General features: G+C 70.7%; 19 protein-coding genes. 11 read left to right on the top strand and 8 right to left on the bottom strand.

Going from position 1 to position 24,484, the window contains the following annotated elements:
- Window positions 1-215 precede the first annotated feature (215 nt).
- The 5 genes from ACTMVF_RS38940 (at window position 216) to serA (ending at window position 8,864) form a co-directional block, all read left to right on the top strand.
- On the top strand, window positions 216-3,227 hold the full coding sequence (locus ACTMVF_RS38940) for a putative bifunctional diguanylate cyclase/phosphodiesterase (RefSeq protein WP_441275816.1): 3,012 nt from the start codon (window positions 216-218) through the stop codon (window positions 3,225-3,227).
- 237 nt (window positions 3,228-3,464) lie between these two features.
- Window positions 3,465-5,321, top strand: coding sequence for an acetolactate synthase large subunit (locus ACTMVF_RS38945; protein WP_441275817.1), 1,857 nt, complete (start codon window positions 3,465-3,467; stop codon window positions 5,319-5,321).
- A 25-nt stretch (window positions 5,322-5,346) separates the two neighbouring features.
- A complete protein-coding gene (gene ilvN, locus ACTMVF_RS38950; RefSeq protein WP_441275818.1) occupies window positions 5,347-5,871 on the top strand; it encodes an acetolactate synthase small subunit in 525 nt (174 codons plus the stop codon).
- 176 nt (window positions 5,872-6,047) lie between these two features.
- Window positions 6,048-7,046: a ketol-acid reductoisomerase gene (gene ilvC, locus ACTMVF_RS38955; protein ID WP_399109052.1), complete on the top strand. Its 999-nt coding sequence runs from the start codon at window positions 6,048-6,050 to the stop codon at window positions 7,044-7,046.
- A 228-nt stretch (window positions 7,047-7,274) separates the two neighbouring features.
- Complete coding sequence (serA, locus tag ACTMVF_RS38960; RefSeq protein WP_441275819.1) at window positions 7,275-8,864, top strand: phosphoglycerate dehydrogenase; 1,590 nt, start codon at window positions 7,275-7,277, stop codon at window positions 8,862-8,864.
- A 52-nt stretch (window positions 8,865-8,916) separates the two neighbouring features.
- Here serA and ACTMVF_RS38965 read toward each other — a convergent pair whose 3' ends face one another.
- Window positions 8,917-10,449: an MFS transporter gene (locus ACTMVF_RS38965; protein ID WP_441275820.1), complete on the bottom strand. Its 1,533-nt coding sequence runs from the start codon at window positions 10,447-10,449 to the stop codon at window positions 8,917-8,919.
- 85 nt (window positions 10,450-10,534) lie between these two features.
- Here ACTMVF_RS38965 and ACTMVF_RS38970 point away from each other — a divergent pair, with 85 nt between their 5' ends.
- Entirely contained in the window at window positions 10,535-11,119 is a 585-nt protein-coding gene (locus ACTMVF_RS38970; RefSeq protein WP_441275821.1) for a TetR/AcrR family transcriptional regulator, read from the top strand.
- Here the strand turns inward: ACTMVF_RS38970 and ACTMVF_RS38975 are convergent.
- The 5 genes from ACTMVF_RS38975 to ACTMVF_RS38995 all read right to left on the bottom strand — a co-directional run bounded on the left by ACTMVF_RS38975 (window position 11,106) and on the right by ACTMVF_RS38995 (window position 17,348).
- Complete coding sequence (locus tag ACTMVF_RS38975) at window positions 11,106-11,786, bottom strand: ATP-binding cassette domain-containing protein (protein WP_441275822.1); 681 nt, start codon at window positions 11,784-11,786, stop codon at window positions 11,106-11,108. The two genes, ACTMVF_RS38970 and ACTMVF_RS38975, sit on opposite strands and share 14 nt — an antisense overlap.
- On the bottom strand, window positions 11,783-12,760 hold the full coding sequence (locus tag ACTMVF_RS38980; protein ID WP_441275823.1) for an ABC transporter ATP-binding protein: 978 nt from the start codon (window positions 12,758-12,760) through the stop codon (window positions 11,783-11,785). Before ACTMVF_RS38980 ends, ACTMVF_RS38975 begins: the two co-directional genes overlap by 4 nt.
- Window positions 12,750-14,513, bottom strand: coding sequence for an ABC transporter permease subunit (locus ACTMVF_RS38985; protein WP_441275824.1), 1,764 nt, complete (start codon window positions 14,511-14,513; stop codon window positions 12,750-12,752). Before ACTMVF_RS38985 ends, ACTMVF_RS38980 begins: the two co-directional genes overlap by 11 nt.
- Window positions 14,510-16,000: an ABC transporter substrate-binding protein gene (locus ACTMVF_RS38990; protein ID WP_441275825.1), complete on the bottom strand. Its 1,491-nt coding sequence runs from the start codon at window positions 15,998-16,000 to the stop codon at window positions 14,510-14,512. The genes ACTMVF_RS38985 and ACTMVF_RS38990 overlap by 4 nt, the downstream gene beginning before the upstream one ends.
- A 115-nt stretch (window positions 16,001-16,115) precedes the next feature.
- On the bottom strand, window positions 16,116-17,348 hold the full coding sequence (locus tag ACTMVF_RS38995; RefSeq protein ID WP_441275826.1) for a PucR family transcriptional regulator: 1,233 nt from the start codon (window positions 17,346-17,348) through the stop codon (window positions 16,116-16,118).
- 173 nt (window positions 17,349-17,521) lie between these two features.
- On the opposite strand from ACTMVF_RS38995, the gene ACTMVF_RS39000 reads away from it, so the two are divergent.
- Both ACTMVF_RS39000 and pruA read left to right on the top strand, forming a co-directional pair.
- Window positions 17,522-18,448 carry a proline dehydrogenase family protein gene (locus tag ACTMVF_RS39000; RefSeq protein WP_441275827.1) on the top strand — a complete coding sequence of 309 codons (927 nt, stop codon included), beginning with the start codon at window positions 17,522-17,524 and terminating at the stop codon, window positions 18,446-18,448.
- 186 nt (window positions 18,449-18,634) lie between these two features.
- Window positions 18,635-20,266: an L-glutamate gamma-semialdehyde dehydrogenase gene (gene pruA / locus ACTMVF_RS39005; RefSeq protein ID WP_441275828.1), complete on the top strand. Its 1,632-nt coding sequence runs from the start codon at window positions 18,635-18,637 to the stop codon at window positions 20,264-20,266.
- 68 nt (window positions 20,267-20,334) lie between these two features.
- Here the strand turns inward: pruA and ACTMVF_RS39010 are convergent, their stop codons facing one another.
- The gene (locus tag ACTMVF_RS39010) at window positions 20,335-20,541 is read right to left on the bottom strand and encodes a DUF5988 family protein (RefSeq protein WP_441275829.1); all 207 of its coding nucleotides are present in this window, start codon (window positions 20,539-20,541) and stop codon (window positions 20,335-20,337) included.
- An 87-nt stretch (window positions 20,542-20,628) separates the two neighbouring features.
- Between ACTMVF_RS39010 and ACTMVF_RS39015 the strand changes: the two genes are divergently transcribed.
- Together ACTMVF_RS39015 and ACTMVF_RS39020 are read left to right on the top strand one after the other, a co-directional pair.
- Window positions 20,629-21,186 carry a GNAT family N-acetyltransferase gene (locus ACTMVF_RS39015; protein ID WP_441275830.1) on the top strand — a complete coding sequence of 186 codons (558 nt, stop codon included), beginning with the start codon at window positions 20,629-20,631 and terminating at the stop codon, window positions 21,184-21,186.
- Window positions 21,187-21,444: 258 nt separating this feature from the next.
- A complete protein-coding gene (locus tag ACTMVF_RS39020; RefSeq protein WP_383827991.1) occupies window positions 21,445-21,585 on the top strand; it encodes a hypothetical protein in 141 nt (46 codons plus the stop codon).
- A gap of 104 nt (window positions 21,586-21,689) precedes the next feature.
- On the opposite strand, the gene ACTMVF_RS39025 is transcribed toward ACTMVF_RS39020, so the two are convergent.
- Window positions 21,690-23,264 (bottom strand): purple acid phosphatase family protein, encoded by a 1,575-nt coding sequence (locus ACTMVF_RS39025; RefSeq protein WP_441275831.1) that lies wholly within the window; start codon window positions 23,262-23,264, stop codon window positions 21,690-21,692.
- A 142-nt stretch (window positions 23,265-23,406) separates the two neighbouring features.
- Here ACTMVF_RS39025 and ACTMVF_RS39030 point away from each other — a divergent pair, with 142 nt between their 5' ends.
- Window positions 23,407-24,450: a 3-isopropylmalate dehydrogenase gene (locus tag ACTMVF_RS39030; RefSeq protein WP_441275832.1), complete on the top strand. Its 1,044-nt coding sequence runs from the start codon at window positions 23,407-23,409 to the stop codon at window positions 24,448-24,450.
- Window positions 24,451-24,484 lie beyond the last annotated feature (34 nt).

The following is a 24,484-nucleotide window of genomic DNA, read 5'->3' on the forward strand; positions in this document are numbered from 1 at the left end:
CGACGGGCGATGCACGGCCTTTGGACCAACGACCCGACGCGACGGGGCCGCCGCCGGCGACCCTGGCGGACGTCCGCGCGCAGACGGGGCCACCACGGCGCTCACGGCTGCTGTCACAGCCATCACCACCGCAGGCACAGCAGCCGCAGGCGGCATGCGCACACAGCGCACCGGGGCCCTCGGGACCCGGGGGCGGCGCGGACCGGGAGGGCCCGGTGAGCGCGCCACCGTCTCCCACGACCACCCTGGACGGGGCGCTGCGGGCACAGACCTCGTCGGCGGCGATGCTGCCCCGCCGACCGTCCTTCGGCGGCGGCTCGGGGTTCGTCCCCCAACTCGTTCTGGCCCTGCTGTGTGCGGGTTACGCCCTCGGTTCCGCGGTCGGCTGGGGCTCTGACCAAGTCGCGCTGATCATGGGCGACTTCGGGCTGGCCGCCGCGGCCGGCGCCGCCGCCGTGTCCTGCTTCCGCTACGCCCGTAGCCGCCATATCCGGTTTCGGCCGGCCTGGCTGCTGTTCGCCCTCTCCTCGGCCATGGCGGCCCTCGGCAACCTGGTCTGGGGGTGGTACGAGGTCGTCCTCGAACAGCCCGTGCCCAGTCCCTCCTACGCCGACGGGTTCTTCCTGTGCTTCGCGCCGCCCGCCATCGTGGGACTCCTGGTGCTCGCCAAGCGGCCGGTGACGAAGGCCGGCTGGGTCTGCCTCGGGCTGGACGCCTGGCTGATCGGCGGCTCGCTGCTGACCCTGGCGTGGAGCCTCGCGCTCGCCCAGGCGGCCAAGCTCGACTCGAACGGCGGGGCGAGCGTGGCGCACACCGCGCTCTCGCTCGCCTACCCGCTGCTCGACATCGCCCTGGTCAGCATGGTGCTCGCGCTGCACTTCCGCCGCTCGTCGGCGAACCGCACCGCAGTCAACACCGCGATCGGCGCGCTCGCCCTGACCGTGATGTGCGACGCCCTGTTCACCTCGCCGCTGCTGCACAACAGCTACCGCTCCGGTCAGCTGCTGGACGCGGGCTGGTTCGCCGGCTCGCTGCTGCTGGCGTACGCCCCGTGGGCCGCGCCGCGGAACGCGGAGGCCGAACGGCAGGACGGGTCGGGGCACACGCGCGTGGTGCACGAGCACGTTCCCGGACAGCGCGGTGCAAGCCATCACCACCCGCCCGCGCAGGGAGGTGATCACAGCCGGTACCCGGCCAACCGGCCGATCGCCGGCTCCCTGGCCGCGCTCACGCCGTACCTCGCCGCCGCCGTCTGCACGCTGGGGATCCTCTACAACGTGCTCAACGGCCGCAGCGTCGACCGCGTGGTCCTCATCACCGGCGGCACGGTCGTACTGGCCCTCGTGGTGCGCCAGGGCATCATGCTGCTCGACAACATCACCCTCACCCAGGAGCTGGCGCAGAAGGAGAACCACTTCCGCTCCCTGGTGCAGGGCTCCAGCGACGTCATCATGATCGCCGCACCCAACGGCATCCTCCGGTATGTCTCCCCGGCCGCCGCCGGGGTCTACGGCCGCACCGCCGAGGAGCTGGTGGGTACGGAACTGGCCAATCTCATCCACCCGGAGGACCTGGGCTGCGTGGTGCACGAGGTGCGCCGCTTCCTCGCCGCCAGCCCACTTGAGGAACCCACTACGCGCATCGAGTGCCGCTTCCGGTCCGGCGAGGACGGGTGGCTCAACGTCGAGTCGACCGTCAACCGCCACCACGGCGGCCTCATCTTCAACAGCCGGGACGTGACCGAAAGAGTGCGCCTGCAGGCGCAGCTCCAGCACAACGCCGAGCACGACCCGCTCACCGACCTGCCCAACCGCGCGCTGTTCACCAAGCGCGTGCAGCAGGCTCTGTCCGGTCGCCGTGCCTCCGACCGGGGTCTGGCCCTGCGCAACACGGCCGTCCTCTTCATCGACCTCGACGGCTTCAAGGGCGTCAACGACACGATCGGACACCAGGCCGGGGACGAGTTGCTCGTCCAGGCCGCCCGCAGGCTCCAGGAGGCGGTCCGGGGCGGGGACACCGCGTCCCGGCTGGGCGGCGACGAGTTCGCGGCCCTGATCGCCGGGGACAACACCCGTGACCGCACCGCCCGCGAACGGCACATCCTGGAGCTCGCCGACCGCCTCAGAATGACGCTGTCGCAGCCGTATCTCATCGACGGCAACGATGTCCGTGTCAATGCCTCCATCGGTGTCGCCTTCGCCGAGCCGGGCCTCGGCGCGGGGGAGCTGCTGCGCAACGCCGACCTGGCCATGTACCGCGCCAAGGCGGGCGGCAAGGGGCGGGTCGAGCTGTACAAGCCGCAGATGCAGCAGGACGTCGTACGCAAGGCGGAGCTGGCCACGCGGCTGCGTGCCGCGCTGCACGACGGTGAGTTCGCGCTGCTGCACCAGCCGGTGGTGTGTCTGGAGGACGGCCGGATCACGTCGGTCGCCACCCAGGCGCGCTGGCGGTCCTCGCAAGGGGTGCTGTTCACGCCCGCCGAGTTCCTGCGGGTGGCCGAGGACAGCGACAAGACCGCCGAGCTGGGCCGCTGGATGCTGGAGGAGGCCGTCGAGCAGGCCGCCGAGCGCGCCGCGACCGGGCTCGCCGTACCCGTCGCCGTGCGGTTGGGTGCGCGCCGGCTGCTGGACCGGTCGACGCCGCTCGGCTCGATCGAGGCGCTGCTGACCCGGCACGGGCTGCCGTCCGGATCGCTGATCATCGAGCTGTCCGACCTCGACCCCCGTGTCTCGCTGGATGAACTGGAGCGCCGCCTGAGCGGCCTGCGCAGAGCCGGTGTCCGGATCGCCCTGGACGGCTTCGGCAGCGGTTACGCGGCGCTCACGGCCCTGCGCCGGCTGCCCGTCGACGTGGTCAGGCTCGACCGCGGTCTGGTCGAGGGAGTCGTCGAGTCCGCGCGGTTGCACAAGATCACCAGTGGGCTGCTCCGGATCGCCGGTGACCTCGGGCTGCAGTCCGTGGCCGACGGCGTGGACCTGCCGGAACAGGTGGTCGCCCTGCGTGCGATGGGGTGCACGCACGGGCAGGGCATGGCGTTCTCCGGTCCGCTGGACGAGTACCGGCTCCGCCGGGCGCTCGGTTCCGGCCGCTATCCGGTACCGCACGGGCCGGCGGAGCCCGCGTTCGCGGGAGGCGGGTCAGGGGTGTACACCAGTGGTGTGACCGCTGTTCTCGGAGGCGGCAGTGCCCTTCGCTCACATAATGAGACTCCCGTCCCACCTACTTGACAGTGGGTGCGTGCCGGGGAGAGGGTCAGTGCCATGCGCACCCGAATTCTCGTACTTGGAAAGCGCGTCGGCTGAAGCTGGTGACGTCCGGTCAGACCCGGAACTCCCAGCGACCCCACCCGGCGCGCTCCCCTCGCTTGCCTTATGGCACGAGGGGTTTTTTGTTGCACAGGCGCGAATCGTGCAGCATCGAAACTCCGCCCAAACCTCGCAAAAACCCTCAGCATCGAGAAGAGAATGCCGATGACCGAGCAGGCCACCGGGGCCCATCACCCGCAGCCGCGGCCCCGATCCGGAGGACACCAGTCCGCCCCCGAGCACGTCACGGGTGCGCAGTCCCTCATCCGCTCTCTCGAGGAGGTCGGGGCCGACACGGTATTCGGCATTCCCGGCGGTGCGATCCTTCCGGCGTACGACCCGCTGATGGACTCCACCAGGGTCCGCCACGTCCTGGTCCGCCACGAGCAGGGCGCCGGCCACGCCGCCACCGGTTACGCGCAGGCCACCGGCAAGGTCGGCGTCTGCATGGCGACCTCCGGCCCCGGCGCCACCAACCTGGTCACGCCGATCGCCGACGCCCACATGGACTCGGTGCCGCTCGTGGCGATCACCGGGCAGGTGGCCTCGAAGGCGATCGGCACGGACGCCTTCCAGGAGGCGGACATCGTCGGCATCACCATGCCGATCACCAAGCACAACTTCCTCGTCACCAAGGCCGAGGACATCCCGCGGATCATCGCGCAGGCGTTCCACATCGCCTCCACCGGCCGCCCCGGCCCGGTCCTGGTCGACATCGCCAAGGACGCCCTCCAGGCGAAGACCACCTTCTCCTGGCCGCCCACCATGGACCTGCCCGGCTACCGGCCCGTCACCAAGCCGCACGCCAAGCAGATCCGTGAGGCCGCCAAGCTGATCACCGCCGCGAAGCGTCCCGTCCTCTACGTCGGCGGCGGTGTCATCAAGGCCGGCGCCACCGCCGAGCTGAAGGTCCTCGCCGAACTCACCGGAGCGCCCGTCACCACCACCCTGATGGCGCTCGGCGCATTCCCCGACAGCCATCCGCTGCACGTGGGAATGCCGGGCATGCACGGTGCGGTCACCGCCGTCACCGCGCTGCAGAAGGCCGACCTGATCGTCGCCCTCGGAGCCCGCTTCGACGACCGCGTCACCGGCAAGCTGGACAGCTTCGCCCCGTACGCCAAGATCGTCCACGCCGACATCGACCCCGCCGAGATCGGCAAGAACCGCGCCGCCGACGTGCCGATCGTCGGTGACGCCCGCGAGGTCATCGCCGACCTGGTCCAGGCCGTCCAGAAGGAGCACGCCGAGGGCCACCAGGGCGACTACAGCGCCTGGTGGAAGGACCTCAGCCGCTGGCGCGAGACCTACCCGCTCGGCTACGACCAGCCCGAGGACGGCTCCCTGTCCCCGCAGCAGGTCATCGAGCGGATCGGCCAACTCGCCCCGGAGGGCACGATCTTCGCGGCGGGCGTCGGCCAGCACCAGATGTGGGCGGCGCACTTCGTCCAGTACGAGAAGCCCGCCACCTGGCTGAACTCCGGCGGCGCCGGAACCATGGGCTACGCGGTCCCGGCCGCGATGGGCGCCAAGGCCGGAGCCCCGGACAAGGCCGTCTGGGCGATCGACGGCGACGGCTGCTTCCAGATGACCAATCAGGAGCTGACCACCTGCGCCCTGAACAACATCCCGATCAAGGTCGCCATCATCAACAACGGCGCCCTCGGGATGGTCCGCCAGTGGCAGACCCTCTTCTACAACCAGCGCTACTCCAACACCGTGCTGCACAGCGGCCCCGAGGCCGACGGCAAGCAGCCGAGCGCCGGCACCCGCGTCCCCGACTTCGTGAAGCTGTCGGAGGCCATGGGCTGCTACGCGATCCGCTGTGAGTCGCCGGAGGACCTCGACAAGGTCATCGAAGAGGCGAACTCCATCAACGACCGCCCGGTCGTCATCGACTTCATCGTCCACGAGGACGCGATGGTCTGGCCGATGGTCGCCGCCGGCACCTCCAACGACGAGATCATGGCCGCCCGGGACGTCCGCCCCGACTTCGGCGACAACGAAGACGACTGAGAGCCGTAGGTAAAGGAAGCAGACCATGTCCAAGCACACGCTCTCCGTCCTGGTGGAGAACACGCCGGGCATCCTCGCCCGGATCGCCGCCCTGTTCTCCCGCCGCGGCTTCAACATCGACTCGCTCGCGGTCGGCGTCACCGAGCACCCCGACATCTCCCGCATCACCATCGTGGTGAACGTCGAGGACCTCCCGCTGGAGCAGGTGACGAAGCAGCTCAACAAGCTCGTCAACGTGCTGAAGATCGTCGAGCTGGAGCCGGGTTCGGCCGTTCAGCGCGAACTCGTTCTGGTGAAGGTGCGCGCCGACAACGAGACGCGCTCCCAGATCGTCGAGATCGTCCAGCTGTTCCGCGCCAAGACCGTCGACGTCTCCCCGGAGGCCGTGACGATCGAGGCCACCGGCTCCAGCGACAAGCTGTCCGCCATGCTGAAGATGCTGGAGCCGTACGGCATCAAGGAACTCGTCCAGTCCGGCACGATCGCGATCGGCCGCGGTTCCCGTTCGATCACGGACCGGTCGCTGCGCGCCCTGGACCGCTCGGCCTGAGCCCCGTACGGCCCGTCGCGGCTTGCCGCACGGCCGACTCGTAGAAGATTCACGTACGACCGGAATCGGGCGGTCGGCGAGCCACCGGCCGCCCGCATTCCGAGACCCCAAGACCTCCCTCACCCCCGCCGTCATACGGTGGGACGCAACACCCGCACACAAGGAGAGAACCCAAAGTGGCCGAGCTGTTCTACGACGCCGACGCCGACCTGTCCATCATCCAGGGCCGCAAGGTCGCGGTCATCGGTTACGGCAGCCAGGGCCACGCCCACGCGCTGTCGCTCCGTGACTCGGGTGTCGACGTCCGCGTCGGTCTGCACGAGGGCTCCAAGTCCAAGGCCAAGGCCGAGGAGCAGGGCCTGCGCGTGGTGACCCCCTCGGAGGCCGCCGCCGAGGCCGACGTCATCATGATCCTCGTCCCGGACCCGATCCAGGCCCAGGTCTACGAGGAGCACATCGCCCCGAACCTGAAGGACGGCGACGCCCTGTTCTTCGGCCACGGCCTGAACATCCGCTACGGCTTCATCAAGCCCCCGGCCGGCGTCGACGTCTGCATGGTCGCCCCGAAGGGCCCGGGTCACCTGGTGCGCCGCCAGTACGAGGAGGGCCGCGGCGTTCCGTGCATCGCCGCCGTCGAGCAGGACGCCACGGGCAACGCCTTCGCGCTGGCCCTGTCGTACGCCAAGGGCATCGGTGGCACCCGCGCCGGCGTCATCAAGACGACCTTCACCGAGGAGACCGAGACCGACCTGTTCGGTGAGCAGGCCGTTCTCTGCGGTGGTACGGCCGCGCTGGTCAAGGCCGGTTTCGAGACGCTGACCGAGGCCGGCTACCAGCCGGAGATCGCGTACTTCGAGTGCCTGCACGAGCTGAAGCTGATCGTGGACCTCATGTACGAGGGCGGCCTGGAGAAGATGCGCTGGTCGATCTCCGAGACCGCCGAGTGGGGCGACTACGTCACCGGCCCGCGGATCATCACCGACGCCACCAAGGCCGAGATGAAGAAGGTCCTCGCCGAGATCCAGGACGGCACCTTCGCCCAGGCCTGGATGGACGAGTACCACGGCGGTCTGAAGAAGTACAACGAGTACAAGACGGCCGACTCCGAGCACCTGCTGGAGACCACCGGCAAGGAGCTGCGCAAGCTCATGAGCTGGGTGAACGAGGAGGCGTAAGCCTCAGCCGACGGGGCCGGAGCGTGCAGCTCCGGCCCCGTTGTCCAACCCGTCGCATCACGGACGGGTGATCCTTACGCAGAGGCGTAAGACGACCTCCGCCGCGCCACTAGACTGGCGCACAACATACGCGTCAGGCCCACAGCGTCGTGCGTCTCCACGCGGCTAGCCCCTCCACCGCCTGCGGCCGTCGGGACGGCCGTCCGCATTGGACTTGTGAGGACTCACGTGAGCTCGAAACCCGTCGTACTCATCGCTGAAGAGCTGTCGCCCGCCACCGTGGACGCGCTTGGCCCCGACTTCGAGATCCGCCACTGCAACGGAGCAGACCGAGCCGAACTGCTCCCCGCCATCGTCGACGTGGACGCGATCCTGATCCGCTCCGCCACCAAGGTCGACGCCGAGGCGATCGCCGCCGCCAAGAAGCTCAAGGTCGTCGCGCGAGCCGGCGTCGGCCTGGACAACGTCGACGTCTCCGCCGCCACCAAGGCCGGCGTGATGGTCGTCAACGCCCCCACCTCGAACATCGTGACTGCGGCCGAGCTGGCCTGCGGTCTCCTCGTCGCCACCGCCCGCCACATCCCGCAGGCCAACGCCGCGCTGAAGAACGGCGAGTGGAAGCGCAGCAAGTACACGGGTGTGGAGCTCGCCGAGAAGACCCTCGGTGTCGTGGGTCTGGGCCGGATCGGTGCGCTGGTCGCTCAGCGCATGTCCGGCTTCGGCATGAAGGTCGTGGCCTACGACCCCTACATCCAGCCCGCGCGGGCCGCCCAGATGGGCGTCAAGGTGCTGTCGCTGGACGAGCTGCTCGAGGTCTCCGACTTCATCACCGTCCACCTGCCCAAGACCCCCGAGACCGTCGGCCTCATCGGCGACGAGGCGCTGCGCAAGGTCAAGCCGAGCGTGCGCATCGTCAACGCCGCGCGTGGCGGGATCGTCGACGAGGAGGCGCTGTACTCCGCCCTCAAGGAGGGCCGGGTCGCCGGTGCCGGTCTCGACGTGTACGCGAAGGAGCCCTGCACGGACTCCCCGCTCTTCGAGTTCGACCAGGTCGTCGCCACCCCGCACCTCGGTGCCTCCACCGACGAGGCGCAGGAGAAGGCCGGTATCGCCGTCGCCCGCTCGGTGCGCCTCGCCCTCGCAGGTGAGCTCGTGCCCGACGCGGTGAACGTCCAGGGCGGTGTCATCGCCGAGGACGTCAAGCCGGGTCTGCCGCTCGCCGAGCGCCTCGGCCGTATCTTCACGGCGCTCGCCGGTGAGGTCGCGGTCCGCCTCGACGTCGAGGTCTACGGCGAGATCACCCAGCACGATGTGAAGGTGCTGGAGCTCAGCGCCCTCAAGGGTGTCTTCGAGGACGTCGTCGACGAGACGGTGTCGTACGTCAACGCCCCGCTGTTCGCGCAGGAGCGCGGCGTCGAGGTGCGGCTGACCACCAGCTCGGAGGCCACCGACCACCGCAATGTCGTCACCGTGCGCGGCACGCTGGCGGACGGCGAGGAGGTCTCGGTGTCCGGCACGCTGGCCGGCCCCAAGCACCTGCAGAAGATCGTCGCGGTCGGCGACTACGACGTGGACCTCGCGCTCGCCGACCACATGGTCGTCCTGAAGTACGAGGACCGTCCGGGTGTCGTCGGCACCGTCGGCCGCATCTTCGGTGAGGCGGGCATCAACATCGCCGGCATGCAGGTCTCGCGTGCCGTCGCCGGTGGCGAGGCGCTGGCCGTCCTGACCGTCGACGACACGGTGCCCGCCGGGGTGCTGACCGAGGTCGCCGAGGAGATCGGGGCGACGTCCGCCCGTGCGGTGAACCTGGCCTGACGCTTCATGACGAACGCCGGGTGGCTGAGGATCCTCAGCCACCCGGCGTTCGTCATGCCAGGACCTTGTCCGGTTCCGGGGTCTTCGCCGACTCCCGCACGTGCACCCGCCGCAGTGTGACCGCCGCCAGCACCGCCGCGCCCGCCAGCACCACGGCACCGGCGATCGCGGCGCCCTGCATCCCCTCGGTGAACGCCTCCCGCGCGGCCGCGGCCAGCCCCGGGACCTGATCGGCGACCGCCAGCGCGCCGCCCAGCGTCTCGTGCGCCACGCCGGGCGCCGATGCCGGGATCTCGTGGCGGTAGATCGCCGTACCGATGGAGCCGAGGACCGCCATGCCCAGCGCCCCGCCGAACTCCGCACCCGTCTCCATGAGGGAGGACGCGGTGCCCGCCCGCTCCACCGGGGCGGTGCCCAGCGCGAGGTCCATGATCTGGGACATGGCCGTGACGCCTCCGACGGCGAGGACCCCGCACGCCGTCAGCACCAGCCACATCGAGTCCGTTCCGGCCAGGGCCAGGAGCGCGAAGCCGAACGCGGCGAGCGCGAAGCCCGCGGTGACGACATGGGCGCGGTCGACGCCCTTCTGCACCAGCTGCGTCGCGATCGGTGCCGCCGCCCCGATCGGCACCGACGGCAGCAGCGCCCACAGGGCTGCCTCCAGCGCGCCCATGCCGAGGACCGACTGGAGGTACTGCGTGGTGAAGTAGGTCGAGCCCACCACCCCGAACATGCAGACGAGGTTGAGGCCGACTGAGGGGGCGAAGCCCCGTCCCTGGAACAGGGCCGGCGAGATCATCGGCGCCGCGGCCGTGCGCTGGCGGTGGACGAAGAGGGCCGCGAAGAGCAGGCCGACGGTGATCGAGACGACGTAGCGGACGTTCCAGCCCTCGGACGGGATCTCCTTGACGCCGTAGATCACGGGAAGCACCGCTGCCATCGACAGCGGAACGCTCAGCCAGTCGAAGCGGCCGGGCTCGGGGTTCCTCGACTCGGGGAGCAGGATCGGCCCGAGGACCAGCAGCAGTGCCATCGCGGGCAGGTTGACCAGGAAGACCGAGCCCCACCAGAAGTGCTCGACCAGCACCCCGCTCATCACCGAGCCGAGCGCGATCCCGGCCGTCATCACGCCGGACCACAGGCCGACCGCCTTCGCGCGCTGGGCGGGGTCGGTGAACATCGTGCGGAGCATGGCCATCGTGGACGGCATCAGGGTCGCGCCGCCGATGCCGAGGACCGCGCGGGCCGCGATCAGGGTCTCGGCGCTGTTCGCGTACGCCGCCACCAGCGAGGCGGTGCCGAAGGCGGCGGCGCCGATCAGCAGGAGGCGGCGGTGGCCGATGCGGTCGCCGAGCGAGCCCATCGTCATCAGCAGGCCGGCCAGGACGAAGGCGTAGATGTCGAAGATCCACAGCTGCTGGGTGCCGGTCGGCTCCAGGTCCGCGCTGATCACCGGGATCGCGAAGTACAGGACCGAGACGTCCATCGAGACCAGCAGCAGCGGGAGCATCAGCACGCCGAGGGCGGTCCATTCGCGGCGGCCGGCGCGGCTGGGGGGAGGCGTGGTCGTCGGTTCGGTTGTCATGGCAGGGAAATGTACGCGCGTCTTAAACACTTGTCTAGGACGGTTGTATATGACGGCTGTATGGATCGAAGGTAGGGTGGTCGGCATGGGACACCGTGAGGATCTGCTCGAAGGCGCCAAGCGCTGCCTGCTGGCGAAGGGGTTCGTGCGGACGACCGCGCGCGACATCGTCAAGGAGTCCGGGACCAACCTGGCGTCGATCGGCTACCACTACGGGTCGAAGGACGCGTTGCTGGCGCAGGCGTACGTGTCGCTGGTCGAAGGGCTGGGCGACGCCTTCGAGGGCGACGGGACCGCCGGGATCACCGCCGAGCCGGGCTCGATCGAGCGGTTCCAGGAGGTGTGGTCGAACATCATCGGCACCATGCGGGAGCCCGGCTCGGTGTGGCGCCTCAGTGTGGAGATCACCGCCATGGGCGATCAGTTGCCCCAGGTGCGCGACCATCTCTCCCATGCCCAGCTGGAGGCCGGGCGCGGCATCATCCCGCTGCTCATGGGCGGGCGTGAGGAGGATGTCCGGGACGAGACCGTGGACACCCTCGGCAAGTTCTATCTGACCCTGATGACCGGACTCATCCTCCAGTGGACCTTCGACCCCAAGACCGCGCCCAGCGCGGAGCAGCTCACCGAGGGCCTGCGCCAGGTGATCGAGGCCGCTACGCGGAAATGACGCGCCCGTCACGCATCTCGATCGCCCGGTCCGCGAAGTGCCGTACGACCGCCCGGTCGTGGCAGATGAACAGGTAGCCGAGGCCGAGGTCGTCCTGGAGGTCGGCGAGCAGGTTCAGCACGCCGGCCCGCACGGAGGGATCGAGGGCCGACACCGGCTCGTCCAGGACCAGCAGGCGTGGCTCGGAGGCCAACGCGCGGGCGATTCCGGCGCGTTGGCACTGTCCGCCGGAGAGCTCGTGCGGGTGGCGGTCGCCGTACGACGGGGCGAGGCCCACCCGGTCGAGGAGTTCGGCGACACGGGCCGGGCCGTCGGCGGCGCTCCAGCGGCCCTGCACCTTCAGCGGTTCGGCCACCGCGTCGCGGATGCGGTGGCGGGGGCTCAGGGAGCCGAACGGGTCCTGGAAGACAGGCTGCATGCGCGGGCGCAGCGGGCGCAGCTCGCGTTCGGTGAGGGTCGTCAACTCCCGTCCCTCGAAGACCACCTCACCGGCGGCCGGGCGGCGCAGCTGGAGGACCGCGAGGGCCGTGGAGGACTTGCCGCAGCCGGAGGGGCCGTTCAGGGCGAGGGTCTCACCGGCGGCCAGGGTGAACGAGACATCGTCGACCGCGGTGGCGTCGCCGTAGCGGACCATGAGGTGGCGGACGTCGAGCAGGGCGTCACTCATGCGGGCTGCCGCTCCTCTTCCTGTCCTTGGAACAACTCCGTTGCCGGGTGGGGGAGTTCCGCCCAGTGGTGGCAGGCCACCAGGCGTCCTTCCACCTCCTGCGGCTCCGGTTCCCGCGCACGGCAGGCGTCCGCCGCGAGTGGGCAGCGCGGGGCGAAGGCGCAGCCCGGTGGGAGTGCGCCCGGGGCGGGCGGGGTGCCGCGCAGGGCGGGCAGGCGGCGGCCCGGGGGCGCGTGCTGGGGGAGGGAGGCCAGCAGGCCCGCCGTGTACGGGGCGCGGGGGCGGTCCAGCACCTTGCCCGCCGGGCCCAGTTCGGTGAGGCGGCCGGCGTACATCACCAGCACGCGGTCCGCGCGGTCCCGTACGACGTCCATGTCGTGGGTGACGAGCACGAGCGCGGCCCCCACCGCCTCCCGCTGCTCGGCGAGCACCCGCAGCACCTGGTCGCGGTGCTCCTCGTCCAGGGCGGTGGTGGGCTCGTCGGCGACGACGATGTCGGGTTCGTTGATCGTCGCCATCGCGATGACCGCGCGCTGCCGCATACCGCCGGAGTACTCGTGCGGATACGCCCGTGCCTTGCGGGCGGCGTCCGGGATGCCGACCCGGTCGAGCGCGGCGACCGCCCGGGCCCGGGCCTCCTTGCGGGAGACGCGAGCCACCGACCGTACGGCGGCGGCGAGTTGGTCGCCGACCGGGTGCACGGGGGACAGGGCGGACAGGGCGTCCTGCGGGACGAGGGAGATGCGGCGGCCGCGGTGGGCCGCGAGGTCCGGCTCGATCGTCCCGCTCGTCGTCGCGCCGCGGGGCAGCATGCCGAGCAGCGCCCGGGCGGTGAGGGACTTGCCGGCGCCCGATTCCCCCACCAGGGCGAGGACTTCGCGCGGACGGACATCGAAGGTCAGACCGCGTACGGCCTCGACTCCGTCGAAGGCGATGCGCAGGTCGTGTACCGACAGCAGTGCGTCAGACGGCAACGGGGGCTTCCTTCCTCTGCTCGGCCGGAGTGGCTCGCCTTGACCTGCGGCCCTGTACGGCCGCCGCCCCCGACACCGCCAGCCCCGCCAGCAGGGCCAGCGCGACGGCCGGGGCGAGGGCCGCCCAGGGGGCGCGTTCGACGTAGGCGCGGGACTCGTCGAGCAGCAGGCCCCACTCGGGGGTGGGCGGCTGGGCGCCCAGGCCCAGGAAGCCGAGGGAGGCCAGGGCGAGGGCGATACCGGGCAGGCGCAGCAGGGCGTGGCGGGCGACGGGCGCGGCGACGGACGGCAGGACGTGCCGGGTGAGGATCCACCACGGGGTCGCGCCCATGGCTCGCTGGGCGGTGAGGAACGCCGACGCCCGGACCTCCTGCACCAGGGCCGCCGCGTGTGCGGACAGCGCCGGCCACGAGATCAGGGCGACCGCGAGGGCCGCACCGCGGGTGCCGGGGCCGGCCGCCGCGGCGACCAGGATGCCGACGATCACCGGGGGCAGGGCGTTGGCGATGTCGGCCGCGCCCGCCGCGATGCCGGGCAGGAAGCCCAGGGCGAGGGCGACGAGCAGGCTCAGCACACAGATGGCGGCGGCCGTGCCGACCGTCGAGGCGGCGCCGTGGCCGAGCCGGGCGAGGACGTCGCGGCCGAGGGCGTCGGTGCCGAGCGGGTGCGCCCAGGAGGGCGCGGCCAGCCGGGCGGTGGTCTGCACGGTGTACGGGTCGCGCAGCAGGCCCCAGCCTATGGTCACGGCGAGGACGGTGAACAACGTCAGCGGGATCGCCGGGTGCGTACGGACCGGACGTGCCGGCGGCAGCGTCAGCCCGGCGTCACGCAGAGCGGGGCCCAGCAGCCGACGCCGTACCGCCACCGCCACCGCGCCCGCGACCAGGCCGAGCAGCAGCAGCGCCAGGACGGAGCCCTGGAGCAGCGGCAGGTCCTGCGACTTGGCCGCGCCGAGCGCCGTACGGCCGATGCCGGGCACCGCGAACACCATCTCCACCGCGACCGCGCCTCCGGTCAGGCCGACGGCGACCATCCCGAACTGCGGTACCAGGGGCGGCAGTACGCGCTTGAGGGCGGCCGCCGAGATCGTCGTACGGCTCACCCCCGCACCCCGCCACAGCTCCACCCACCGCTCGTCGAGCACGGCGGGCAGCGCGTCCGCGACCAGCCGGCCGAGCAGACCGCCCGCCGGGACACCGAGGGCGAGCGCGGGCAGCACCAGGTACTCGGGGCCCGCCCAGCCTGCCGTCGGCAGCCAGCCCAGCCACACCCCGCACACCAGCAGCGCGACCGTGGCCAGCAGGAACTCGGGGATCGCGGCGAGCATGGCGGCGAAGGCACCGGCCGATCCGCGCCCCCGCACCAGCACCGGGGCCACCAGCACGGCGGCCAGCAGGACCGCGACGCCGAGCGCGGCGCCCATCAGGCCCAGCGACACCTGGAGGCCGGCGACGACGGACGGCAGGACGTCGGTTCCGGACACCCAGGAGGTGCCGAAGTCGCCGTGCAGCAGGTCCGAGGCCCAACTCCCCAGCAGGGAAAGGGGACCGGCGTCCAGGCCGAGGTCCTCGCGGATCGCGGACAGGGCCTCCTCGGTCGCCTCCTGCTCGGCCGACCGGGCGCGCAGCACGGTCAGCGCCGGGTCCCTCTGCGAGAGCCAGGGCAACAGGCCGACGGTGGCCAGGACGGCGACGAGACAGACGAAGCGGGTCAGCCCGGCCGTACCGACCGCCTTCCTCGCCCGGCCCTTCACTTGACGTACGTGTCGATCGTGACGAGCTCACGCTCGCGCGGGTCGTGCGCGGCGTCCACGACACCGGCGGCGTCGCCCTGGATCACCCGCTCGTGGAGCATGGGGACGGCTGCGTCCTCGGCGAGCACGGCGGCCTCGGCCGCGATGATCGCCTTGCGGCGGGCGTCGCCCGTCTTCGTCTCGCCGGCCTTCTTCAGCTCGGCGTCCACGGAGGAGTCGGCGAGCTGGGAGAGGTTGAAGGAGCCGTCGGAGGCGAAGTCGCTGTACAGGTAGGCGACCGGATCGCCGGAGTCGAGGACGGTGGCGCGGGAGAGGATGAACGCGTCGAACTTGCCCGCCAGGGCGTCGGATTCGATGTTCGCGTACTCGCGGACGTCGAGCTTCACCTTGAACCCGGCCTTCTGCAACTGCTGCTGCAGCGTGGCGGCGACCTCGGGCAGTTCGGCCCGGTCGGTGAAGGTGCCGATGGTGATCGTCGTGCCGTTCGGCTTGCCGGCCTTCGTGTGCTTGACGGGTGTGCGCAGGTCGGCCGCCCACGGGAGCGCGGGCCCGAGCAGCCCCTTGGCGACATCCGCCCGCCCCTCGTACACGCCCTCGACGATCGACTTGGCGTCGATCGCCTCCCGGGCGGCGGCGCGCAGCGAGGCGTCCTTGAAGACGCCGTTCTCGGTGTTCAGGTAGAGCGTGTTGGTGCGCGGCATCGGGACCTCGGTGATCAGGTCCTGGTCGAGCACGGCGGCCTGGGAGACCGGAATCGCCTCGACGATGTCGGCCTCGCCGGTGCGCAGGGCGGCGGCGCGGGCCGTGCCGTCCGGCACGAACGTGGCGTCGATTCCCGAGGCCTTGGCCTTGCCGCCCCAGTACGCGTCGTAGCGGTCGAGGGTGGCGGAGGAGGTGCCGTTGACCTTGACGAGTTCGAAGGGGCCGGTGCCGGCGCCGACGGGGTTCACCACCTTCCCCTGGTAGGCCTTGGCGGCCAGGATCGACAGCTGGGGAGAGCTCAGCCGCTGCGGGACGAGGGGATCCTCGGTGCCGGTGGTGACCGTGACCGTGTCGGCGTCCTCGGCCTTCACGGTCAGCTCCACGCCGTCGAGGATGCGGGGCTTGGGGGAGGCGGTGGCGGCCTTGGTGAGCGACCGCACGACGGCGTCCGCGTCGAGCTTGGTGCCGTCGTGGAAGGTGACGCCGTCGCGTATGTCGAAGCTCCAGGTGCGGCCGGACTGCTGCCACTTGGTGGCGAGCGCGGGCTGGGCGTCGCCTTCCTTGTCGAGCTTCACCAGGGTCTCGGCGGTCGACCAGCGGGACAGCTTGAACGCGTCGTCGCTCAGCGGGGACAGGCCCGAGCGGGGCGGCAGCATGTGCGCGACCCGGATGCGGTTGCCCTCGGCGGCCGCCTCATCGGACCCCGCCGACGAGAAACAGCCGGTGAGCAGGGCGGAGGCCGCGACGGCCGCGGTGAGGGAGAGGGGACGAACGGGGAGGCGCACGGGACACTCCGTAAAGGCGTGGTCAAAGGTTGAACGCGCCACGAACCGTAGCATGATGACAATCGTTTTCATAAGGCTGGGCTTGCCTGGTCAGAGCCCGATCACACCTGGCCGGTCAGAGCCGCGCGCCCTTCAATCCCATGTGCAGCAACAGCCGGTCCTCCCCGTCGTCCAGGTCCAGGCCCGTGAGCTGTTCGACGCGGGAGAGGCGGTAGTACAGGGTCTGGCGGTGGATGCCGAGCTCGGCGGCCGTGCGGCCGGCCTGGCCCGCGCAGTCCAGATAGACCTCGGCGGTGCGGGCCAGTTCGTGGTGGGTGGGGGAGAGGAGCGGGGCGAGCGCGGGATCGTGGAGGGTCTCCGAGGAGAGGGAGGTCAGCAGGCGGTACGGCCCGATGCGCGACCACTCGGCCACCGGTCCGAACCGCGGTTCCGCCAGGGCCGCGCGGGTCGCGGCCGATGCCTCCTGCCAGACGGCGCCCAGATCGGCGAGGCCGGAGCGCGGTTCGCCGAGGCCGGCCGCCACCCGCGCCCGGCCAGGCGTGGACGACCGCGAGGGCGCCTGGGCCGGGCCCTCCTTCAGCAGCCGGGACGCCGCCGCCAGCGCCGCCGTGCGCACCTCGGATGAGCGCAGCCGCACCAGCACCGCCAGGCTCTGTCCGGCCGCCCCCCACGGCACCGTGCACAGCGCCGTCGCGTGCGGCACCGTACGCACGGACGGGGCGTCGTCGGGGTCGGCCGAGGGCCAGGGGGCCACGCAGACCACCGTATGGACGCCGTCCGCGCGTGCGCCGAGGGCCGTGCGCAGCTCGGCGACCGCCATGTCGCCCTGCCACCCCCGCTCCGCGGTCAGCGCCGCCCGCAGCTCCCGGCTCAGATCCGCCCCGTGCTGCGCCTCGTCCGCGAGCAGCGCCCCGATCCGGGCGGTCACCTCCATCGCCCCCGAGAGCTGGTGCTCGGTCGGCCCCGGATCGTCGTCGAGGAGCCAGACGTAGCCCAGCACCACACTCCTGTGGCGTACCGGGAGGCAGATACGTCCGCGGTACACCCCGGCCTCCGGTGTCGGCGGGATGCGGACCGGGCCGGTCGCCCGCGTGATGCCGAAGCCCTCGAACCAGGTCCGCACCGCCGCAGTGGAACGGCGCGTCAGGATCGAGCGGGTGCGGACCGGGTCCAGGGCGGACGCGTCGAGTTCGCCTTCGCTGTCGTACGCGCCGAAGGCGATCAGCTCGAAGTCCCGGTTCTCCAGGGTCGCGGGCGCGCCCAGTAGCTCCGAGAGCTCGTCGACCAGCTCCTGGTAGTCGTCCTTGCGGTCCTTGGATTCCGGCGTCACCCGGGCATTCTCCCGCATTTCCGCGAGGCCTTCATACATCTGTCTGAGATCTGTGGCACGGATGCGTGACAGCTGTCGATGGCCGCCGTTCGGAGGGATCCTTAGGTTTCACGGTGGTTCTCCGTGCCGTACCCGGAACATCACTTATCGGGGTGTCGGCCGTCATTCGGCTGTGTTTGTGGAGGTGCCCCGTGCTGGGTCCCGTGATTCTCGCCGCGTCGCGCAGCGACCGGATGCGACGCCTGATCTCGGCGGCTCCGGGGACGAAGCAGGTCGTCGACCGGTTCATCCCCGGTGAGACCGTCGACGAGGTCGTGCCGATCATCCAGGAGCTCACCGGCAAGGGCCTGGAGCTGACGATGGACGTCGTCGGCGAGGACATCACCCGTCCCGAACAGGCCGCCGCCGCCCGGGACGCCTATCTGCTGCTCATCGACCGGATCAAGGACCTGGAGCTCGGCGAGCGCGTCGAGGTGTCCGTCAAGCTGTCCATGTTCGGGCAAGCACTGGAGGGCGGCCACGAGCTGGCGCTCGCCAATGTCCGCCCGGTCGTCGAGGCGGCCGCCGCGATCGGTACGACCGTCACGCTCGACGCGGAGGACCACACCACCCTCGACTCGATGTTCGCCATCCACGAGGAACTGCGCAGGGACTTCCCGGGGACCGGCTGCGTCATCCAGGCCTACCTGTTCCGCACCGAGGCCGACGCCCGCCGCCTCGCCGCGAACGGCAGCCGCGTACGGCTCGTCAAGGGCGCGTACAAGGAGCCCGCCGAGGTCGCCTACCAGCAGAAACACGAGATCGACAAGGCGTACGTCCGGGTCCTCAAGGTTCTGATGGAGGGCGCCGGGTACCCGATGATCGGGTCCCACGACCCGCGCCTGATCTCCGTCGCCCAGGAACTCGCGCGGCGCGCCGGGCGAAAGCTCGACGAGTACGAGTTCCAGATGCTGTACGGCATCCGCAGCGACGAGCACCTGCGGCTGGCCGCCGAGGGCCACCGCATGCGCGTCTACACCGCCTACGGCACCGACTGGTACGGCTACTTCATGCGCCGACTGGCGGAGAAGCCGGCCAACCTGCGCTTCTTCGTCCGCAGCATGCTCACCCGAGGTTGAGGAATGACGCACGCACAGAGGTTTTTCTGCCGGGGGTCCGGGGGTTGTCCCCCGGGAAGGCACAGTATGCGCCGACTTGCGGAGAAGCCGGCCAACCTGCGCTTCTTCGTCCGCTCGATGGTCAGCAAGGGCTGAGCCCCACACAACGGCTCGCAACACACCGCTCAGTAAGGAGTTACGGAACCCATGGACGCTGTGACCCAGGTCCCCACCCCCGTCAACGAGCCGGTGCACGGCTACGCCCCCGGCTCGCCCGAACGCGCCCGGCTGGAGGTCAAGCTCAAGGAGCTGGCCGAGAACCCGATCGACCTGCCCTGCACCATCGGCGGCGAGAAGCGGCTGGGCGGCGGTGAGCGGTTCGACGTCGTGCAGCCGCACAACCACAAGGCCCGCCTCGGCACCTACGGCAACGCCACCCAGCAGGACGCCCAGGACGCCATCGACGCGGCCCTCGCCGCCGCGCCGGCCTGGCGTGCGATGTCCTTCGACGACCGCGCCGCGATCATCCTGCGCGCCGCCGAACTGCTCTCCGGCCCGTGGCGCGAGACGCTGGCCGCCTCCACGATGCTCGGTCAGTCGAAGACCGCCCAGCAGGCCGAGATCGACACGCCCTGCGAGCTGATCGACTTCTGGCGCTTCAACGTCAAGTACGCCCGTGACCTGCTCGCCGAGCAGCCCCCGGCGAACTCCCCGGGCGTGTGGAACCGCCTCGACCACCGCCCGCTGGAGGGCTTCGTCTACGCGATCACGCCGTTCAACTTCACGGCGATCGCGGGCAACCTGCCGACGGCCCCGGCCCTCATGGGCAACGTCGTCGTCTGGAAGCCGTCCCCGACCCAGACCCACGCCGCCGTGCTGCTCATGCAGCTCCTGGAGGAGGCCGGTCTGCCCAAGGGCGTCATCAACCTCGTCACCGGCGACGGCATCGAGGTCTCCAAGGTGGCTCTTGAGCACCGTGACCTCGCGGGCATCCACTTCACCGGCTCGACCAAGACCTTCCAGTACCTGTGGAAGACGGTCGGCAACAACATCGAGAAGTACCGCTCCTACCCGCGCATCGTCGGCGAGACCGGCGGCAAGGACTTCGTCGTCGCCCACCCGAGCGCGGACCGCGCGGTACTGAAGACCGCCCTGACCCGCGGTGCCTTCGAGTACCAGGGCCAGAAGTGCTCGGCGACCTCCCGGGCGTACATCCCGGCGTCGATCTGGAACTCCGGCTTCAAGGAGGAGTTCGCCGCCGAGGTCGACTACCTCACCATGGGTGACGTCACCGACCTGTCCAACTTCATCGGCGCCGTCATCGACGAGCGTGCCTTCGCCAAGAACAAGGCCGCCATCGACCGCGCGAAGTCCGACCCGACCTGCACGATCGTCGCGGGCGGTTCCTACGACGACTCGGTCGGCTACTTCGTCCGCCCGACCGTCGTCGAGTGCACCGACCCGGAGAACGAGGTCTTCACGACCGAGTACTTCGGCCCGTTCCTCGCCGTGCACGTCTACGAGGACGACAAGTACGACGAGATGCTGGAGCAGATGGAGTCGGTGTCCGCCTACGCGCTGACCGGCTCGGTCATCTCCGGTGACCGTGCGGCGGCCGCGTACACGATGGAGAAGCTGCGCTACGCGGCCGGCAACTTCTACATCAACGACAAGTCGACCGGCGCCGTCGTCGGCCAGCAGCCCTTCGGCGGCGGCCGCGCCTCCGGCACCAACGACAAGGCCGGCGCCCCGCAGAACCTGATGCGCTGGACGCTGACCCGCGCCATCAAGGAGACGCTGGTCGCGCCGACCGACTACACGTACCCGCACATGGGCTGACACCCCCACACATCTGGGAAGGCCGGGTCCCGAACGGACCCGGCCTTCTCGGGCTGTGGGGGGACGGGCTACTCGGCGATCTCCGTACGCTCCCACCACTCGTACACCGGCAGCCTGCCCTCCGGTGTGTCCGCGTGCCGTGGAGTCGGCCTGAAGTGCTCGTACCCACCGCGCAGCCTGATCTTCGCGTCCGGGCCGGGGGACGGAGTCGGCACGATCCGTTCGGGCAGGTCGTCGGGGCCGCCCTCGAGGAACACTTTCGACATGTCGTTCATGAGTTCACCGGTTCCCCTCGGCCGGACCCGGCCTCCCGCGCCCCGCGCAGGATCAGCCGAGTGGGCGATCCCCCCGATACTGGTCGGATGACCACGCCCGCATCCGCCGTCACCCCGCGCACCGCCCACACCGCCGACCTCACCGCGGCCGAACTGCGCGCGATCCGCGCCCTGTTGGACGACGCCTTCGACGGCGACTTCTCCGACGAGGACTTCGAGCACGGGCTCGGCGGTATGCATGCCCTGGTCCAGGACGACGCCGGACGGCTCGTGGCGCACGGTTCGGTGATCATGCGGCGGGTGCGGCACCGGGACCGGTGGCTGCGGGTCGGGTACGTCGAGGCGGTGGGCGTACGGTCCGACGCGCGTCGGACGGGGCTCGGGGGCCGGGTGATGGCGGAGCTGGAGCGGGTGATCGACCGGGCGTACGACGCCGGGATGCTGTCCGCGAGTGACGAAGGGGCCGCGCTGTACGCCGCTCGTGGCTGGGAGGTGTGGGGCGGGCGGGTCTGCGCGCTGGGGCCGCAGGGCGTGGTGCGTCTGCCGGACGAGGAGGGGAGCACGTTCGTGCGGCCCGCCCTCGCCGGTCCGCTCGACCCGGCGTTCGAGCTGGTCTTCGACTGGCGGGACGGCGACGTGCTCTGACGGCCCGGCGATAAAAGCGCAGGTCAGTGACGTGTGACCCAGTCCACCGTCTCAGATAGTAGGAAGTCCGAGTAATTGTGGAGACAGACGCGCTGTCCTCCCTTAGTTTTGTAGAAGCCGAACGTCTCGCTCGATCAAGCGAATGGCGGTCGTGAGCCGGGCCCCGTGCAGGCAACCCCTGCGGCACCGCTCCCCGCCCCACCCGGCGTCTCGTAACCCCTGTCTGCACTCCCGAATTGTCGAAGGAGTCGATTTCCCATGGCCGAGACGACCGCCCGCCGTCGAGTCCGTCACCTCTCCCGTACGACCGAGTCCGACCGCAAGAACGCCGCAGCCGCGCTCCAGCGTGCGCTGGACCGCCGGGACAACGGCGGCGCCACAGGACACCAGGCCGCGTAGGTAGTGCCGCGACAGGCCGTCGTTCGTCTGCGGCTTCGTCGTGGCGGGTCGCGCCCGCGCGGCGGAGCCGCATATCGAGCACAGCCCCGCGCCCTTTGGGGGCGCTACCGGCGCCGTACCTCGAAATGGTCGACGCGTTCGCCGCTCGGCGTCAGCGCCGACACCTTCAACCGAGGCTTCGCGCCGCTCTCCGCCTCCACCGCGAGGAAGGAGAAGCCCCGGTAGCGCACCCGCGACCACTGCACGCTCTCCGTCCTGGTGTCGCGTGACTTGGTCCACTTGAAGGAGTCGACCGACTCCCGCTCGGTGACATGGCCCTCGTAGCTCTCCTCGACGCCCTTCGGGAAGCCGTACAGGTCCTTGCCGCCGCCGCCCGCCGTGACGTACACGATCCCGTCCCGCGTCGGGTCCGTCGTCGCGCCGATCGGTACCGGCGCGCCGACCTCACCGTTCAGGATCGCGTCCGTCCGCTCGTACACGTGGTTGTGCCCGTTGATCACCAGGTCGACCTGGTGCTTGGCGAAGAGCGGCACCCACTCGGCGCGGATGCCCCCGTCGGAGGCGTGCGTCGAGGTCGAGTAGGCGCAGTGGTGGAAGTAGACGACGATGAAGTCGACCGAGCGATCGGCCCGCAACTCGCGGAGCCTGCGGTCCAGCCACTTCGTCTGGCGCCCTTCCGTGTAGCCGAAGTTGGCGGGGATCTCGTACGACACGTCGTTCGCGTCCAGCGCGACCACCCCGACGTTGCCGTACGTGAACGAGTACACCCCCGGCGCCGTACGCGGGTCGAAGCCGCTGTCCGGGAGGGAGAAGCGGGCGAGTTGGCCGCCGTAGCCGTCGGGCGAGTACCAGGCCTCCATGTCGTGGTTGCCGGTGGTCACCATCCATGGCACCGACTTCGCCACCGACTCGGTCTGCTTGAGGAACACGTCCCACATGCCCGCCTGGAACGCGTCCGAGTCCTTGCCCTTGCCGGTCGGGTTCGCGTAGCAGATGTCCCCGGCGTGCAGATGGAAGGCGGGGTCCTGGCGCAGCAGGGCGCGGTCGTTGTCGGCGGCGTGCATGCCGACGCCCTGGTCGCCGAACGCGGTGAACACGAACCGCTCGGGCGGGGACGCGGGCGCCGTGCGGAAGGAGGCGATCGTGGGCCTGCGCTCCGGGGACGCCGGGTCGAAGCCGGCGTGCCCGACGCCGTAGTAGTACGTCGTGCCCGGCCGCAGCCCGTCCAGGGCCGCGTGCAGGTAGTACTGCTCGACCGCCGCGCTCACCCCCGCCACCTCCGGGGTCTTCAGGTCGCGCAGCTCCGCCTCGATCCGCCGGTCCAGGTCGTCCGGGCGCAGACCGATCCGGACGTACGGCCCCCGCACCGCGGCCGGCACCTGCCAGGAGATGCGCATCTGCGTCTTGGGGTCGGCGCCGAAGGCGAGGTGGCGGCCGAAGGGGGCGACGACGGAGCCGGGCACCTTAGTGGTGGCGGAGGCGGGGGGTTTCGAGGCGGTGGTCGTCCCCGATGTCGAACATCCCGTCAGCAGTCCGCCCGCCAGCGTTCCGCCCGCCACCGCCGAGGCCGTCACCAACGTGCGGCGCCGCACCAGCTTGGTGCGCAGGTACTCGTGCTGTTCGGCCATGCTCATCCGGCGCGCGAGCTGAGGGGGGATGCCGAAGTCGGGAAGGTCCATGGCGGTGAAGTTCCCAGCGAACGCCAACGCCAGCTCTACATACGGGTGAACGCCAGTCGAAGGGCTGACGCCCGACCGCTCGACACTGTCCGTATGGCGGACATGCCGTGTCATCCCATGGGACGAGGAGTAGGGTGCCGACATGTCTCGCAGCCTCAATCTCGCAGTGATTCCCGGTGACGGCATCGGCCAGGAGGTCGTGGCCGAAGGCCTGAAGGTCCTCTCCGCCGTCCTTCCGCAGGATGTGAAGCTGGAGACCAAGGAGTACGACTTCGGCGCCAAGCGCTACCACGCGACCGGTGAGACCCTCACCGACGCCGATGTCGAGGCGCTCAAGAAGCACGATGCCATCCTGCTCGGCGCGATCGGTGACCCCTCGGTCCCGTCCGGCGTCCTGGAGCGCGGTTTCCTGCTCAAGCTGCGCTTCCTGTTCGACCACCACGTCAACCTGCGTCCGTCGAAGCTCCTCCCGGGTGTCGCCACCCCGCTCGCCGGTCAGCCGGAGATCGACTTCATCGTCGTCCGCGAGGGCACCGAGGGCCCGTATACGGGCAACGGCGGCACCATCCGCAAGGGCACCCCGCACGAGGTCGCCACCGAGGTCTCCGTCAACACCGCCTTCGGTGTCGAGCGCGTCGTCCGCGACGCCTTCGCCCGTGCCCAGGCCCGCCCCCGCAAGAAGCTGGCGCTCATCCACAAGAACAACGTGCTGGCCTTCGCCGGTCACCTGTGGACGAACATCTTCAACCAGGTGGCCGAGGAGTTCCCCGACGTCACCACCGAGTACATGCACGTGGACGCGGCGACCATCTACCTGGTCACGCAGCCCGAGCGCTTCGACGTGATCGTCACCGACAACCTCTTCGGCGACATCATCACCGACCTCGCCGCGGCCGTCTCCGGCGGCATCGGCGTCGCCGCGAGCGGGAACATCAACCCCAGCGGCGAGTTCCCGTCCATGTTCGAGCCCGTCCACGGCTCGGCCCCGGACATCGCCGGCCAGGGCAAGGCCGACCCCACCGCCACGGTCCTGTCCGTCGCCCTGCTCCTGCGCCACCTCGGCTACGACGCCGAGGCCGCCCGCATCGACGAGGCCGTCTCCACCGACCTCGCGGAGCGCACCGGCAAGCCCGCCCGCTCCACGTCGGAGATCGGCGACGCGCTGGCCGTACGAGTAGCCGGCTGACCTGCCGAGCCACTCGAATCTCTCGAAGCCGTCG

This window comes from Streptomyces sp. SD31, from assembly GCF_052068475.1.
Lineage (GTDB): Bacteria > Actinomycetota > Actinomycetes > Streptomycetales > Streptomycetaceae > Streptomyces.

What these genes read in the sequence shown, in the direction of transcription:
- ACTMVF_RS38945 (WP_441275817.1), top strand. Translation starts at nt 3,465, where the DNA reads ATGCCGATGACCGAGCAGGCCACCGGGGCCCATCACCCGCAGCCGCGG.
- ilvN (WP_441275818.1), top strand. Translation starts at nt 5,347, where the DNA reads ATGTCCAAGCACACGCTCTCCGTCCTGGTGGAGAACACGCCGGGCATC.
- ACTMVF_RS38965 (WP_441275820.1), bottom strand. Translation starts at nt 10,449, where the DNA reads ATGACAACCGAACCGACGACCACGCCTCCCCCCAGCCGCGCCGGCCGC.
- ACTMVF_RS38970 (WP_441275821.1), top strand. Translation starts at nt 10,535, where the DNA reads ATGGGACACCGTGAGGATCTGCTCGAAGGCGCCAAGCGCTGCCTGCTG.
- ACTMVF_RS38975 (WP_441275822.1), bottom strand. Translation starts at nt 11,786, where the DNA reads ATGAGTGACGCCCTGCTCGACGTCCGCCACCTCATGGTCCGCTACGGC.
- ACTMVF_RS38995 (WP_441275826.1), bottom strand. Translation starts at nt 17,348, where the DNA reads ATGCGGGAGAATGCCCGGGTGACGCCGGAATCCAAGGACCGCAAGGAC.
- pruA (WP_441275828.1), top strand. Translation starts at nt 18,635, where the DNA reads ATGGACGCTGTGACCCAGGTCCCCACCCCCGTCAACGAGCCGGTGCAC.
- ACTMVF_RS39010 (WP_441275829.1), bottom strand. Translation starts at nt 20,541, where the DNA reads ATGAACGACATGTCGAAAGTGTTCCTCGAGGGCGGCCCCGACGACCTG.
- ACTMVF_RS39015 (WP_441275830.1), top strand. Translation starts at nt 20,629, where the DNA reads ATGACCACGCCCGCATCCGCCGTCACCCCGCGCACCGCCCACACCGCC.
- ACTMVF_RS39020 (WP_383827991.1), top strand. Translation starts at nt 21,445, where the DNA reads ATGGCCGAGACGACCGCCCGCCGTCGAGTCCGTCACCTCTCCCGTACG.
- ACTMVF_RS39025 (WP_441275831.1), bottom strand. Translation starts at nt 23,264, where the DNA reads ATGGACCTTCCCGACTTCGGCATCCCCCCTCAGCTCGCGCGCCGGATG.
- ACTMVF_RS39030 (WP_441275832.1), top strand. Translation starts at nt 23,407, where the DNA reads ATGTCTCGCAGCCTCAATCTCGCAGTGATTCCCGGTGACGGCATCGGC.